The following is a 13907-nucleotide window of genomic DNA, read 5'->3' on the forward strand; positions in this document are numbered from 1 at the left end:
ATGGTATACTTAATATGGATAATAAACTATATTTACGAGAAAATATAATTGAAAAGGTAAGGTGAATATGGAGAATAATAGTTTGAATAATTTGGAGATCCAAAGTGTGAATTTAGACATTAATGAGGATATCATAAATAGTTTAAAAACAAAGATTTATAAAAGAAGCAAATTTGAATATAATTCTAATGTTGTTACTATTCCCAATTATTTTTATAGGTTTATAGGTATAAAAAATAATGAGAAAGATTACTATGAAAATTTACATAGTTTAGACAGTGAATTAAAGAAAATAGGGTCATGTTACATACGGTTTGGTGAGGGATTAGATAAAGACATTAGCATAAGACTTCAAAATGTATTAAATGACATTTGGATAAAAGTATTCAAAAGAGAAGTTCTAGATGTATCCTTAATTATAAATTTAATAAGTGATAATGGACTTTTTCCGAATTTATCTAATAAAGTTTTGCTCAGACAAATTAAAAATAATTTAAAGGGACTAATAGAGTATTATATTAAGAGCAATGAAATAATTGATAATCATAAAATTAAAGTTATTATCAATTATGTGATTCATTGGATAAATATTTATTCTAAAGAGTTATTCGAAGAGTTTGATTATATGAAAATTAATCCTAAGGTAGTCTTTTATGGAGAAATTTCAAGAGAAGAAGTTTTTTATTTAATATTATTATCAACCTTGGGTTGCGATATTTTATACTTTAATCCGAAAAACGCTGGAGCTTTTCATGAAATTGATAAATATAATGCTTTTTCAAATGAAATTGTTTATAATTGTAACTATGAAATAAAACCGTTCCCTTCTAATATTGAGGATAGAATTAAGACCACTGCATACAATGCTAAAGAAGAGATTAATAAGACATTGTATACGGATGATTCTGGGTTTTATAGACCGTGGCAGTTTTCAGATTATAATGTAGAGGCAGTAACCCTTAATACTACATATGAGGAAATATATATTTGGATTAAGGAAAAGGCATACATAAGGGAAGGGTTTAAGGTTAAAGACTCAACTGTAGTCGTGCCCAACATGTTCTCAAAAATTTGTGGCACTCATGAAAATATTGATATTTACTGGAAGGAAATTAACGAGGTATCAACTGGGAAATTTACTAAGTTTTATAATGAACTACCTATAATGGATGTAGTACATTTGGAATATGGAAAATTTAATAAAATATACCCGAGTAATATTTTTTCAGGGTTCAATGTTTCGGAAATGCTTAATTCATCTTGGTGGAAATACAAGGAGCTCAGGTCTGGACTTCAAAAAACTATGGCAGAGAAAATTAAAGACTTATGCCTTAATCCTGTAATAATAAACGTTGAACAGGAAGATTTAAGGGATTTGCAAGTGGATATTTTCTCAGTGTTAATAAATTTAGATACAACATTACTTGAATTACTGCAAGCATATGATTACCCAGAAGAAGTTCCTAAAATTGTAGTTTATAATAATGAAGAAAATGGGAACTTATCTTTCGAAGATTGTATAATGCTTGCCTTTATGAATTCTATGGGAATAGATATAATTATATATAACCCTTCAGGGTATAACGACATAGAAAATTTTATATTTCCTGAGAAATATGACATTCATAGATTAGAAAATGTAAGTTTTAAGTTGCATTTTAAAAAACATGTTGAGAAGAAGAAAGGTTTTTTTGAAAATTTGTTCCGTAGTTAATATTTTGATAGTTGAAAAGTGAAAGCTGATTTTTATGCTATAGCACAAAAATCTTAAAAATAAGTTAGAAAAACATAGGCGCACGAGATATTAGGGGGAGAAAAACATGGAAAAAAATAATCAAATACTTAAAATCGAGGATGAAAACATTGAAGATAAGGCTATAAAGCAAAAAGCAATAAGCATAAGTCGGCAGCTTAAAGTCTCACCACAAGTGATGCAAATTGCAGCCAATATAAATATTAAAGATGCAAATGCAATATTAGAATTTGGAAATGAACCGGCTCAGCAAATATCAAAATTTGCGGATCAAATATTAAATTCTATTAAAAGCAGTAGTGTTGAAGACTCAGGTGTTATGATAAAAGAACTTACAAGTATAATGAAGAAATTTGATAAGCAAGATTTTGAGGAAAACAAAACGGGTTTCCTTGCAAAGCTATTTAGTAAACCAGGTAAGGCAATTGACAAAATGATGGGTAAGTATAAAACCATCGGAGGAGAAATAGACAAAATTTACACGGCGCTTAGTGGTTATAAGGCGGAAATAAATAGTTCTAACTTATCACTTGAAAACTTATATAATCAGAATTTTGAGTATTATGGAGAATTAGAAAAATACATTGCAGCAGGAAATATGGTTGTTGAAAAAAATGAAAATGGAGATATTCCTAGACTTGAGGCGTTAGCAGCGAGTGGTGAACAAATAAATATGATAAATTACGAGAATGCTAAAGCCACTGTTGAAATGTTAAAACAGAGAATTTATGATTTGGAAATGGCTAAGATGGTATCATTACAAACTGCCCCTCAAATTAAAATGATTCAAAGAGGAAATTATAAGTTGATATCTAAAGTTCATTCTGCTTTTATAATAACTATACCTGTATTCAAAAATGGAATAATTCAAGCTATTGCTTTAAAAAAGCAAAAGCTAGTATCGGATTCTTTAGCAGAGCTTGACAGAACTACTAATGAATTATTAATGAAAAATGCCGAAAATATAAGAAGTCAAAGTGTTGACATAGCGAAACTCGCTGGAGGAACAAGTGTAAAAATAGAAACGCTAGAGAAAACTTGGAATACTATTATGCAAGGGATAGAGGAAACAAAGAACATTGAAGATGAGAATAAAAAATTAAGAGAAGCCGGAATAGTTAAATTACATGATATGACAGAAAAACTAAAACAAAAATCTTTAAGCTAATTAATTATAATAGAGCGTTTTAAACTAAACGAAAGATTTAAAGGTGATTATATGGATCTGTTTGAATTACAAGCACAAAAGAACTTACAAAAAGAAGCACCGCTCGCTGAGAGATTAAAACCTGAAAAATTAGAAGACTATGTAGGGCAAGAGCATATTTTAAGCAAGGGAAAGCTTTTACACCGAGCTATAAAAGCGGATAAGATAACTTCGTTACTACTTTATGGTCCGTCAGGTACAGGTAAAACTAGCTTGGCTAAAGTTATTGCAAATACAACGAAATCTAATTTTGTTAGACTTAATGCTGTAACAGATGGGCTAAAAGAATTAAGAGAAGTGGTAGCTGACGCTAAGAATAATTTAGGCATGTACAATACTAAAACCATATTATTTATAGATGAAATTCATAGATTTAATAAAGCTCAACAGGATGCATTGTTACCTTTTGTAGAAAAAGGCACAATAGTTTTAATTGGAGCAACTACGGAAAATCCGTATTTTGAAGTCAATAATGCATTAATATCTAGATCTATGCTATTTAAATTAGAACCATTAAGGAAAAAACATATTGAAAAGATTATTGCACGTGCGCTTGTTGATAAAGAAGTAGGATTTGGGAACACCGATATTTGTATGGAGAGTGAAGCTATAAGTTATCTTGCAGATATGGCAAATGGCGATGCAAGACGTGCACTTAATGCTTTGGAATTATCAGTACTCACTACGGATAGAGATGAAGATGGTAAAATAAAAATAACCCTTGCAGTTGTTCAGGAATGTCTCCAAAAAAAGCATATAAAATATGATAAGAATAGAGACGAGCATTATGATGTAATTTCTGCGTTTATTAAAAGTATGCGAGGATCGGACCCTGATGCTACAGTACATTACCTTGCTAGAATGATATACGCTGGGGAGGATCCAAAGTTTATTGCCAGGAGAATTGTAATAGCTGCATCCGAGGATGTGGGAAATGCTGATCCTATTGCGCTACTCGTAGCAAATAATGCAGCACAAGCGGTTCAGTTTATAGGCATGCCAGAAGCAAGAATTATTTTAGCACAGGCTGCAATTTATATAGCTTCAGCTCCCAAAAGTAATGCATCTTATATGGCTATAAATAATGCAATTAAAGATGTAGAAGAAAAAAATATAGGGGAAATACCTGTACATCTAAGGGATCAAAGTTATAGTGGTGCAAAGAAACTAGGACATGGAGTAGGATATTTGTACCCGCATGATTATGAGGGGAATTATGTAGCGCAGCAATATTTGCCTGATGACCTAATTGGCAAAGTATATTATGAAGCCCTTGACAATGGATATGAGAAAAAAATTAAAGAACGCCTTAAGTCACATTCAAACAAATGAAGCAGATAACATAAACTTAGGTTTATGTTATCTGCCTCATTTGTTTGAATGCGCAAAAAAAAGTATATATTACGTATAATGCATTTAAGCGAGCTTTAGAACTTCTTGTTTTATTTTTAATTAAGATGCGTTAAGAAAAACATATGTTTGAGCGACAGCGAGTTTATGTTTTTAAGCAGATTAACTAAAAATAAAATTAGTAGTTCTTAGCGAAGTGAACGCATTAATAGTAATATATACTTGTTTATTTTTTATTTGAAAATATTTTTTTTATAATAGTTAAAATATCTACTATATATACTAAATATTTTTCAAAATATTCTGTTGTACCAATGGCAGAGGCAGTTGTTTTAACTACTACTTCAGTAACATCTTTTATGTTGTCTGTTACCTCATATAAGTTTTTAAATGTTTTTGGTAAAACAGACAATATTTCATCTATATTATCTTCATTTTTTTCGATAATTGAGTTTACACTTGATATAGTTTTAATAAGTTTTAATAACCCTATTATAAGTATAATTAAAATGACTACACCAAGAAAAAGCAATAAGCCTTGTCCTAATTTAAAAAAGTTTATATACATTAATAACACCACTATTCTATAAAATTTTGATTATTTTTTAGTTTCATTTTCAACTATAACAGGTTGTCCTACAACGGTATCTAAATCTTCATTGTCAGTTATAGTCATATCATCTTTTGTTTCAGAAATTACTTTTGAAGTCTTTTTTTCATTTAAATATTGAGAAACTTTAAATTTAGCATCTGTTACACTATCTTTGGCATCTGAGACTTTACTGTTAAGAGATTCTTTAAGGTCAGCACTTTTTTGTTTAATTTTAATTTTAGCATCTGTTACACTATCTTTAGCATCAGAGACTTTATTATTAATAGTTCTCGTAAGCTCTTTTGATGAACGAGCAATATCTTCTCTAGTTTCTTTTCCGGATTTTGGCGAAAAAAGTAAACCACCTAATAAACCACTAAGACTTCCAGCTGCGGTACCAATAAGTATTTTTTTTGCAGCTTTAATTCTTAATTTTCTTTCTTTTTCTTTTTTTTGTTTTTTATACCAATTTGAAAATATCATAAATGTTTCCCCCTCTAAATATAAAAACATTATATGGTTGTATATTATACAATATGTAGACTTTTGTCAATACATATAGGAAATGTAAAAAAATATACTGACAAGTACAAATTAAAACAAAAAGATTAGGACTTAGTTTTACACTAGGTCCTAATCTTTTTTGTTTTCATATGATTAATTAGAGCTTACAACCATTTGTGCAATATTATTTGAATGGTCTCCAACTCTTTCAAGATTGGTTAATAGTTCTAGATACACAGAGCTACCAGCAGGAGTGCATTCAAGGCGACTTAACCTAGATATATGCTCCTTTTTAAGCTGTCTTTCCATGGTATCTATCTTTTTTTCTACGTTCATTGCTTTGCGAGCAGATTCTAAGTCGGAATTTTCTAAAGCGGCTATTGCGTTATCAACACAGTATTTTACAGTTTCAAACATATATGTAACATCAGATAGTGATTTTTCTGAAAAAATGAGTTTATTAACCATTCTGCTTTTAGCAAGCTCACCTAAGTTGTCAGCATGATCTCCAATTCTCTCTATATCATTTACAACATTGTAAAGAGAAGTAATAATTTCAGATTGATGTTCGGATAGAGATGTGTTTGAAAGCGACACCATATAACTAGTTATTTCTCTCTCAAGATAGTTAATTGTAACCTCATGATCAATAACTGAGTTCATCATTTTTTCATCACAATTAAGGAAAGATTGCATCGCATTAGAAAGATTTACCGAGGCTAATTGACCCATTCTAGTAACTTCCTTAATAAGTTGTCCAACTGCGATAGAAGGAGTTTCCAGTAGTCTTCGATCTAAGTATTCGAGTACTAGAGCAGATGATTTTTCATCCTCACCAGGTACTAATTTATTAACAATTTTAACTAAAGCATTTATAAACCAAACTTGTATAAACACATTTGATACATTAAATAATGTGTGAGCATTTGCAATTTGTCTTTGAACATCTCCACCAAACATCGGAACAATTTTTAATACTAACTTGAAAGCTACCATAAATATTAATGTGCCTGTAAAGTTAAAAATCAAATGTAACAGTGCAGCTCTTTTAGCATTTTTAGTTGTGCCTATACTTGCAAGTAGTGCAGTAGCACAGGTTCCAATATTATCCCCGAAAAGTATCGGAAGTGCAACAGCAAGCGTTATACTACTATTTGAAGCAAGTGCCATTAATATTCCAATAGTAGCACTACTACTTTGAATTGTTGCTGTCATACAAAGACCAACAATAACTCCCATGAACGGGTGCTTTCCTAAAACTAAAATAAGATTCTTGAAGCTATCTAGTTCACTTAAAGGACTCATAGCAGTTTCCATCATTGACATACCAACAAATAATATACCGAAACCCAAAACAATCTCGCCAATGTCTTTAGTTTTCTTATTCTTGCAAAATAAAACTAAAGCAGCACCTATTGCAAGAACAAAGGGTGCGACATCTGTAAGTTTAAAGGCTATAAGTTGAGCAGTCATTGTAGTACCAACATTTGCTCCCATAATAACCCCAGCAGCTTGGAATAAATTCATAAGCCCTGCATTTACAAAACCTATAGTCATTACTGTAGTAGCACTACTGCTTTGAATAATTGCAGTGACACCTGCACCAACGAGTACAGCGAAAAACCTATTGCTAGTTAGAACCTCTAGCATTTTTTTTAGCTTTTCGCCAGCAGCCTTCTGGAGACCATCGCCCATTAGCTTCATTCCGTATACAAATAGTCCTAAACCACCTAAAAGTTGAAAAATCATTTTATAATCCATATTTTAATAACACTCCTCTAAATAGAATATTCCGATGAAATTTTATCACAACAATGTTAAGTTAGTGTTAAGTTTCGATAATTTATGTTAATTTTAAAAAAAAAATGTACATTATTTCAACAAATATTGCGAAATATTAAAGAAAGGTCTATAAGATTCTTCTTTTTGTTAAAATTTCAATTAGTATTAATGCAAAAGCTCCTCCAATGAGCGCAGTTATAAGCTGAGGTGACCCCATAGTAATAACTAGTTTATTAACTATTTTTGGAGGCATATTTAGATTGAATAAGGGAATAAGTTTTGATGCGGAAATTGATAGAAATATGTATTTTATAAAAGCCCCAGTTATAACTCCTAAATGTTCACCATATTTTCCACGTTTATTTAAAATTACAAAACTAAGAACAAATATTATGTTACCAATGATTATAAAGGGGAGGAAGGGTCCTAAAACGCTGGCAAGTTGTCCAGTTAACCAGGCGAGTAGCGGAGTTAAAGAAGCTACTAATACTCCGTAACCACCTCCACAAATTGCAGCTGTAAGTATAAGGATAGCATTAACAGCTGGTCCAACAAAAAATTGGCTTATTCCAGGTAAAGTCTTTCCTACTACTTGAAAAACTATAGCTAGAGCAAGAAAAAGACTTGCTTTTACCAGGTTAGTAACATTTCTATTTTTCATTTTATTCACTCCTAAATAGTTTTTTAAATACTAATTATACCATAATAATAGACAAATGCTGATATTATATGGTATCAGCAATAAGTGCATACTAATAGAAGCAGTGGAGAATACATATTTGGTAAATAATAACAAAGAACAGTGAGAAAATATTAATGCTGTAACATTTGTTACCGACTTTCAATCTGTGCGCAACTATAATAAAGGTAGTTCAACAATAAAGGACAGATTACTTATGTTGATGTTAATTATTCAAAATACTAAATTTTTATATGGAAGATAATTAGTGCATTCAAATAAATACCAAGTTAATATGAGGCTATTTATTTGAAAGCGGCATTATAAAATTATTATCTATCCAAAAAACAGGAGGAATTTACAATGAGTATGTTTTGTTATCAATGTCAAGAAACTTCAAAGGGCACAGGATGCACATCACGAGGAGTTTGTGGTAAAACAGAGGATTTAGCTAATATGCAGGATTTATTAATATATGTTTTAAAAGGAATATCAATTTATAGCACAAGAGCAAGGGAACTAGGGGTAGAAAATCAAGAAGTAAATAAATTTGTAGTAAATGGATTATTCATGACTATAACAAATGCAAATTTTGATAAAGTTAGATTTATAGAAACAATAACAAAAGCATTAGAATTACGTGAAATAATTAAGGCAGAACTCGTAAATGCTGGTGGAGTAATAGATGGTAAAATACCAGAATGTGCAATATGGACAGGTACTTCTGAAGAATTTGAGAGCAAATCTATGAATGTAGGAGTTCTTAAAACAGAAAATGAAGATGTAAGATCTTTAAGAGAACTTGTAACTTATGGTATCAAAGGAATGGCAGCTTATGCTGATCATGCATATAACTTAGGGTATGAAAACAATGACCTGCATGCATTTATGCAAAAAGGACTTGCACAAACTACTAATGATAACTTATCTGTTGATGAATTAGTTGCATTGGTACTTGAGTGTGGTAAATATGGAGTAGATGCTATGGCACTACTTGATGGAGCTAATACAACTACCTACGGAAATCCAGAAATTACAAAGGTTAATATAGGAACCCGTAATAACCCAGGAATATTAATTAGTGGACATGATTTAAAGGATATGGAAGAATTGTTAAAACAAACAGAAGGTACAGGAGTAGATGTATATACTCATAGTGAAATGTTACCAGCAAACTACTATCCAGCTTTTAAAAAATATGATCAACTTGTAGGTAACTACGGAAATGCGTGGTGGAAACAAAATTCAGAGTTTGAAAGCTTTAATGGACCAATACTAATGACAACAAACTGTATTACTCCTCCAAAGGATTCTTATAAAGAGCGAGTTTATACTACTGGAGCATCTGGATTTCCTTCCATGAACCATATAGCTGATAGGAAAGATGGAACTGCAAAAGATTTTTCAGCTATAATTGAGCATGCAAAAAAATGTAGTGCACCAATTGAAATTGAAAGAGGAGAAATAGTTGGAGGATTTGCTCACAATCAAGTAATAGCATTAGCTGATAAAGTTGTAGAAGCTGTTAAAACAGGAGCAATTAAAAGATTCTTTGTAATGGCTGGTTGTGATGGAAGAATGAAAGGCCGCGAATACTATACTGATTTTGCAAAAGAATTACCAACAGATACAGTTATTTTAACTGCGGGTTGTGCAAAATACAGATACAATAAATTAGAACTTGGAGATATTGGTGGAATTCCTAGAGTCCTAGATGCAGGACAATGTAATGATTCATATTCATTAGTTGTTATTGCAATGAAGCTACAAGAAGTATTTGGACTCGATGATATCAATGAATTACCAATAACATATAATATTGCATGGTATGAGCAAAAAGCTGTAATAGTGTTATTAGCATTACTTCACCTAGGCGTTAAAAATATTCACTTAGGACCAACATTACCAGCATTTTTATCCCCAAATGTTGTCAATGTATTAGTAGAGAACTTTGGAATAGCTGGAATTTCTAGCGTAGAAGAAGATATAAAAATGTTTATGGCTTAAGAAGTTGAACAAGCATCCTAAAAAGGGTGCTTGTACTTATTTAATGACATTTCAGAAGGAAAGTCTCCAATTTCTATAAGTGGGAGTATATGTGCAGCGATCCAGGAGATGATTTAATTACATTGCATAATAAGTTTACATTAATTTAATAGTTAAAAGCAAAATAATAATGATTAATCTTTAAATTAAGTGAAATTCGACAATTTAAGTGGCTATATTTAAATTCTCGAGAATATATTTTAAAAAACCCTTGAATAATTCCAAAATGTATTTTAAACTATAGAAGAGGTAATTTTAACATGAATATTGATTATAAGGTATTAAAATCTCTTAGTAGTAATGTTGTTGTTTCAGAGAAAGACGATAATGTCTATGTTCTTTTTGGTAAAGGAATAGGATTTGGTAAAAAACCTGGTGAACTTATAGCTAAAGGGAGTGCCATAGACCAGAAATTTATTAAAATAGATGATAGTGAAAAAGCTAACTATGTGGAAATCATTCAAAATGTAGAAGGTAAAATATTGGCAGTAGCAGAAGAAATAATTTCTTTTGCGGAAGATAGGTTACAAGAAAAATTAAATTCACATATACATGTTGGTCTAAGCGACCATATTAGTTTTGCAATTAAAAGAATGGAACTTGGAATTAATATAGTTAATCCATTTCTAAATGAAATACAAACATTATACCCTAATGAATATAGCATAGCAGAAAAAGGAACAAAATTTATCAAAGAAAAATTAAATGTGGCTTTGCCAGAAAGTGAAATCGGTTTTATTACTCTTCATATATATTCTGCAAGAGTTAACGAGGAAGTGTCTCAAAGCCTTAAGTATACTAGAATCGTTAAAGAAGTAATGGAATATATCCAAGAGTTACTTGGAATAAAAACTAGTGAAAAATCAATGGAATATGGGAGATTAGTTTCTCATTTAAGGTATGCTTTAGATAGAATAGATAATGATAAGGTTCTAAAAAATGTAATGCTGGGATCTGTTAAAGCTCAGATGAGCGAAGACTTTGAAATTTCTAAGAAAGTATGTGAATTTATATCAGAAAAACTTTCAAAAGAAGTTTGTGAAGATGAAGCTTCATATATTTGTATGCATGTACATAGATTAAAGCAATCAAATTAAAAAACAAAGTTTATAATGTTAGGTGTGTTACTGATTAGATCAGGCATGAGCCATATAAAATGCTAATGAGCATCTTATTAGTTTATGTCTTTTTTTAGAACGTTTTAAAAAGAATGTATAAAGATACTAAAGTAGATAAAGCTACTTTAGTGGATTTTAAAATGTATTTGAAATTCGAAAGATTGCATAAACTAATGTTTATATAATTATTTAAGATTTAAAGTGAAATCTCATAATAAAGAAATTTTAGGTGGATAATAATTAATAATTGAATCTACCTTAGAGAAAGGCGAGGATGATAAAAATGTTTAGTTTTTTAAAAAAGAGCAAAGAAGGAAAGAGTATGATTTTAAAATCTCCAGTTGTGGGAAGATGTTTTGACATATCAGAAATACCTGATGAAGTTTTTTCATCTAAAATGTTAGGTAATGGGATAGGATTTGAATCTACAGAAGGAGTATTATATTCACCAGTTGATGGTGAAATTCTTCAAGTATTCCCTACAAAACATGCCTTAATTTTAAAGAGCAAAGAAGGTATAGAGATACTACTTCACATAGGTATTGATACTGTAGAGATGAAGGGTGAGGGCTTCGAAGCTTTTGCGCAAAAGGGACAACAAGTTAAGGCTGGAGATAAATTATTAACTTTTAATAATGAATTAATAAAAGCTAAAGCTAAAACTAATTTAAGTGTTCTAGTTCTTACAGATAATGAAATAATGGAATCTGTAGAATTTAAGTTAGGGACTGTAGATAAAAATGATGAAGTTATAACAATAAAAATAAAAAAATAGGGAGCGTATATTATGATGGAAAAAAAAGCAATAGTTAAAAGTGAAAGTGGAATACATGCAAGGCCGGCATTATCAGTAGTTAAAGAGGCTTCTAAGTTTAAATCAGAAGTTCTTATAGTAAAAGAGGGCAATGAGTATAATGCAAAAAGTATAGTAGCTATAATGTGTATGGCAGCTGTTAAAGATGATGAAATAACAATAAAAACTACTGGTGATGATGAAGAAGCCGCTGCGGTAGCTATGGTAAAACTTATAGAAGAAGGACTTGGAAAATAGGGGGAATAAGCTATGTTAAAGGCAATAGGTGCATCTCTTGGAATAGCTATAGGCAAAGCATTAGTTATTAGAGAAGAAGTCTTAGAGATAAAGGAAAGCAAGGTAATAGATTCAGAGGTTGAGCTAGCTAGGTTTAATGATGCCTTGCAAGAAGCAATTACTGAACTTGAAAAAATAGTTAAAAATGTAAAAGAAAAGCTAGGCAGTGAGAAGTCAGAAATATTCGAAGCACATTTATGTATGCTTGAGGATCCAGAATTCATAGGATCTATTCAAAAGAAAATAGCAAGCGATAAATTCAATGCTGAATACTCACTACAAACTGTAGCAGCACAAACAGCAGCTATTTTTGAAAATATGGATAATGAATATATGACTGAGAGAGCAGCAGACATTAGAGATGTAAGCAAAAGAGTGTTAAATGTGCTAATGGGTATAAAAGTAGCTTCTATTTCAGAAATTAAAGAAGAGTGTATAATAATAGCAAAGGATCTTACTCCGTCAGATACAGCACAAATTGATAAAGCTAAAGTTTTGGCATTTGTAACTGAAATAGGTGGGAAAACTGCACATACCTCAATTATTGCACGTTCTTTAGAGTTACCAGCAGTCGTAGGTGCAGGTAATGGCATAAGTGAAATTAAAGATGGCGATTTAATTATTGTAGATGGAGAAGAAGGTATAGTTATAATTAATCCTGATGAAGCGACTTTAAACGATTATAAAGAACGCCGAAAAGAATTCATTGAATCTAAACATCAGCTACTTAAATATGCCACTATGAAATCTACTACAATAGATGGCAAAACAGTTGAATTAGCTGCAAATATAGGATCATCGGAAGATTTAGAATCTGTTTTGAAAAATGGTGCAGAAGCTATAGGATTATTTAGAACAGAGTTTTTATATATGTCAAAAGATGCACTTCCAACTGAGGAAGAACAATTTAAGGAATACAAGTCAGTTATTGAAAAAATGGATGGAAAACCTGTTATTATAAGAACCTTAGATATTGGTGGAGACAAGAAATTGAATTACTTACCTATGGACGAGGAAATGAATCCATTTTTAGGATATAGAGCTATAAGACTTTGCCTTGATAGAACAGACGTATTTACAACTCAATTAAGAGCTTTAGTAAGGGCATCTGCATATGGCAAGCTTAAAATCATGTTTCCTATGATATGCAATCTTCAAGAACTTAGAATGGCTAAAAAAATACTCGCGCAGTGTAAAAATGAACTTAAGTCAGAGGGCGTAGTATTTGATGAGAATATTGAAGTGGGTATTATGATAGAAATACCATCAGCTGCAATAATGTCAGATGTATTAGCTAAAGAAGTAGACTTCTTTAGTATAGGTACTAATGATTTAATTCAATATACATTGGCAGTTGATAGAATGAATGAGAAAATATCATATTTATATGATTTTTATCATCCAGCTGTTTTAAGACTTATTAAAATCGTAATAGATAATGGTCACAAGGCAGGAATAAAGGTAAACATGTGTGGTGAAATGGCAGGGGATACAAATCTTATTCCTGTACTACTTGGATTTGGATTAGATGAATTTAGTATGAGTGCCTCTTCAATATTAAGAGCACGTAAAACTGTTACAAATTCTAGCTATGAAGAATGCATAAAGCTATCAGAACCAGTATTATCATTTGGAGATTCAGATGAAATAAAGGAATATATAAAAGCTAATATTAAGGCATAAGGCCTATATTAGTAAATAAGGCTTATACTAACGTATAAGTAATAAAATCAATCGTTTCACTAAAGCAATCTATTCTTAATAAAGGATAGGTTGCTTTTTTGCA

The 13907-nt window shown here is 30.8% G+C and carries 12 protein-coding genes; 8 read left to right on the top strand and 4 right to left on the bottom strand.

The window, feature by feature from the left end; translation table 11 throughout:
* Positions 1–82: 82 nt before the first annotated feature.
* The 3 genes from KTC92_RS17075 to KTC92_RS17085 all read left to right on the top strand — a co-directional run bounded on the left by KTC92_RS17075 (position 83) and on the right by KTC92_RS17085 (position 4292).
* Positions 83–1714, top strand: a complete 1632-nt coding sequence (locus KTC92_RS17075; RefSeq protein ID WP_220286039.1) for a YceG family protein — start codon at positions 83–85, stop codon at positions 1712–1714.
* A 106-nt stretch (positions 1715–1820) separates the two neighbouring features.
* Positions 1821–2921: a toxic anion resistance protein gene (locus KTC92_RS17080; protein ID WP_220286038.1), complete on the top strand. Its 1101-nt coding sequence runs from the start codon at positions 1821–1823 to the stop codon at positions 2919–2921.
* A gap of 51 nt (positions 2922–2972) precedes the next feature.
* Complete coding sequence (locus tag KTC92_RS17085; protein WP_220286037.1) at positions 2973–4292, top strand: replication-associated recombination protein A; 1320 nt, start codon at positions 2973–2975, stop codon at positions 4290–4292.
* A gap of 244 nt (positions 4293–4536) precedes the next feature.
* Here the strand turns inward: KTC92_RS17085 and KTC92_RS17090 are convergent, their stop codons facing one another.
* The 4 genes from KTC92_RS17090 to KTC92_RS17105 all read right to left on the bottom strand — a co-directional run bounded on the left by KTC92_RS17090 (position 4537) and on the right by KTC92_RS17105 (position 7849).
* A complete protein-coding gene (locus tag KTC92_RS17090) occupies positions 4537–4878 on the bottom strand; it encodes a hypothetical protein (protein ID WP_216301998.1) in 342 nt (113 codons plus the stop codon).
* A gap of 30 nt (positions 4879–4908) precedes the next feature.
* On the bottom strand, positions 4909–5385 hold the full coding sequence (locus KTC92_RS17095; RefSeq protein WP_216301999.1) for a YtxH domain-containing protein: 477 nt from the start codon (positions 5383–5385) through the stop codon (positions 4909–4911).
* 174 nt (positions 5386–5559) lie between these two features.
* Positions 5560–7167, bottom strand: coding sequence for a Na/Pi cotransporter family protein (locus KTC92_RS17100; RefSeq protein WP_216302000.1), 1608 nt, complete (start codon positions 7165–7167; stop codon positions 5560–5562).
* A gap of 148 nt (positions 7168–7315) precedes the next feature.
* Positions 7316–7849: an ECF transporter S component gene (locus KTC92_RS17105; RefSeq protein WP_216302001.1), complete on the bottom strand. Its 534-nt coding sequence runs from the start codon at positions 7847–7849 to the stop codon at positions 7316–7318.
* Between the two features lie 381 nt (positions 7850–8230).
* Here KTC92_RS17105 and hcp point away from each other — a divergent pair, with 381 nt between their 5' ends.
* The 5 genes from hcp to ptsP all read left to right on the top strand — a co-directional run bounded on the left by hcp (position 8231) and on the right by ptsP (position 13804).
* Entirely contained in the window at positions 8231–9874 is a 1644-nt protein-coding gene (hcp, locus tag KTC92_RS17110) for a hydroxylamine reductase (RefSeq protein ID WP_216302002.1), read from the top strand.
* A 299-nt stretch (positions 9875–10173) separates the two neighbouring features.
* The gene (locus tag KTC92_RS17115; RefSeq protein ID WP_216302003.1) at positions 10174–11010 is read left to right on the top strand and encodes a PRD domain-containing protein; all 837 of its coding nucleotides are present in this window, start codon (positions 10174–10176) and stop codon (positions 11008–11010) included.
* A 304-nt stretch (positions 11011–11314) separates the two neighbouring features.
* On the top strand, positions 11315–11806 hold the full coding sequence (locus tag KTC92_RS17120; RefSeq protein WP_165411712.1) for a PTS glucose transporter subunit IIA: 492 nt from the start codon (positions 11315–11317) through the stop codon (positions 11804–11806).
* Positions 11807–11818: 12 nt separating this feature from the next.
* A complete protein-coding gene (locus tag KTC92_RS17125; RefSeq protein WP_216302004.1) occupies positions 11819–12082 on the top strand; it encodes an HPr family phosphocarrier protein in 264 nt (87 codons plus the stop codon).
* A 12-nt stretch (positions 12083–12094) separates the two neighbouring features.
* Complete coding sequence (ptsP, locus tag KTC92_RS17130; protein WP_216302005.1) at positions 12095–13804, top strand: phosphoenolpyruvate--protein phosphotransferase; 1710 nt, start codon at positions 12095–12097, stop codon at positions 13802–13804.
* The last annotated feature ends 103 nt before the right edge of the window (positions 13805–13907 follow it).

Origin of the sequence: Clostridium sp. CM027 (assembly GCF_024730565.1) — a bacterium.
Classification (GTDB): Bacteria; Bacillota; Clostridia; order Clostridiales; family Clostridiaceae; genus Clostridium_AD; species Clostridium_AD estertheticum_B.

What these genes read in the sequence shown, in the direction of transcription:
- KTC92_RS17080 (WP_220286038.1), top strand. Translation starts at nt 1,821, where the DNA reads ATGGAAAAAAATAATCAAATACTTAAAATCGAGGATGAAAACATTGAA.
- ptsP (WP_216302005.1), top strand. Translation starts at nt 12,095, where the DNA reads ATGTTAAAGGCAATAGGTGCATCTCTTGGAATAGCTATAGGCAAAGCA.
- KTC92_RS17115 (WP_216302003.1), top strand. Translation starts at nt 10,174, where the DNA reads ATGAATATTGATTATAAGGTATTAAAATCTCTTAGTAGTAATGTTGTT.
- hcp (WP_216302002.1), top strand. Translation starts at nt 8,231, where the DNA reads ATGAGTATGTTTTGTTATCAATGTCAAGAAACTTCAAAGGGCACAGGA.
- KTC92_RS17120 (WP_165411712.1), top strand. Translation starts at nt 11,315, where the DNA reads ATGTTTAGTTTTTTAAAAAAGAGCAAAGAAGGAAAGAGTATGATTTTA.
- KTC92_RS17090 (WP_216301998.1), bottom strand. Translation starts at nt 4,878, where the DNA reads ATGTATATAAACTTTTTTAAATTAGGACAAGGCTTATTGCTTTTTCTT.
- KTC92_RS17100 (WP_216302000.1), bottom strand. Translation starts at nt 7,167, where the DNA reads ATGGATTATAAAATGATTTTTCAACTTTTAGGTGGTTTAGGACTATTT.
- KTC92_RS17105 (WP_216302001.1), bottom strand. Translation starts at nt 7,849, where the DNA reads ATGAAAAATAGAAATGTTACTAACCTGGTAAAAGCAAGTCTTTTTCTT.
- KTC92_RS17095 (WP_216301999.1), bottom strand. Translation starts at nt 5,385, where the DNA reads ATGATATTTTCAAATTGGTATAAAAAACAAAAAAAAGAAAAAGAAAGA.
- KTC92_RS17085 (WP_220286037.1), top strand. Translation starts at nt 2,973, where the DNA reads ATGGATCTGTTTGAATTACAAGCACAAAAGAACTTACAAAAAGAAGCA.
- KTC92_RS17125 (WP_216302004.1), top strand. Translation starts at nt 11,819, where the DNA reads ATGATGGAAAAAAAAGCAATAGTTAAAAGTGAAAGTGGAATACATGCA.